Origin of the sequence: Candidatus Infernicultor aquiphilus (assembly GCF_002784285.1) — a bacterium.
Taxonomy (GTDB): Bacteria; Atribacterota; Phoenicimicrobiia; order Phoenicimicrobiales; family Phoenicimicrobiaceae; genus Infernicultor; species Infernicultor aquiphilus.
Genome location: NZ_PFKO01000141.1, coordinates 361 through 1,148 on the forward strand (window position 1 = coordinate 361; position 788 = coordinate 1,148).

The 788-nt window shown below is 30.1% G+C and carries 1 protein-coding gene; it reads left to right on the top strand.

Features of this window, described 5'->3' with window-relative positions; genetic code table 11:
• A partial coding sequence (locus COZ07_RS03825; RefSeq protein WP_406607263.1) for a hypothetical protein occupies positions 1-551 on the top strand: 551 nt, incomplete at its 5' end.
• Positions 552-788: the final 237 nt, after the last annotated feature.

Here is a 788-nt window from a genome sequence, read left to right on the forward strand (position 1 = left end):
AGACAATAACAAGTGGTATCGTAGAAGTAGCTAAAATTGTAGGGCCTGCCATTATCACTGCAATATTTGGTTACAAAGTAGGAAAATCACAATTTGAAGGAAAACTTAGAGAGTTAGAGAAAAAATATGCATATTCTGCTTCAGAAAAACTTTTTGAGTATTATCAAAATCGTGAAAAGGAACTCGATGAATCTTATAAGAGTATCACTGAAGATATGGGGTTTCTTTTAGGTGTGGATATGGCCTTGGATTTGACTACAGATAATGATTCAATAAATAAAATAATAAAAATTTACGACCTTTATGAGAAGACATTGCCTTATCAAATAAAACTTACCTTGAGAGATCTGAGAAAATATAGCCTTCAAGAGACTGAGGAATTTATAAAACTTGAAAGCTTTCTAGATCAAAAGGCATTACAAAGCCAGGAAAAGAATTGGAATGAAAAAATATCTTATCTTCTTGAGGTTTATTTCTATCTACGAATTTGTAACAAGAGGATATTAGAAGAAATATCTACAAACTATATGAAAATATTCGTAAAAACATAATATTGGATAAGGCATTGGATATGGGCTCAAATCTTTATTCTTGACAGTTAATTAAATTATTTGTCAAAAATAAAGATTTGAGCTCGGTAACTTCTTTGTGTGGATAAGAAAGGAGTGTCTTAATCCTCTAAGATGCACGGACTCCGTGACGTGTTCAAAAAATATAATTGAGGTAAGTTAAATAATGAATACAGATCTAACTTTTATTACTAATGAGAAAGGAAAATATTTAAAAGA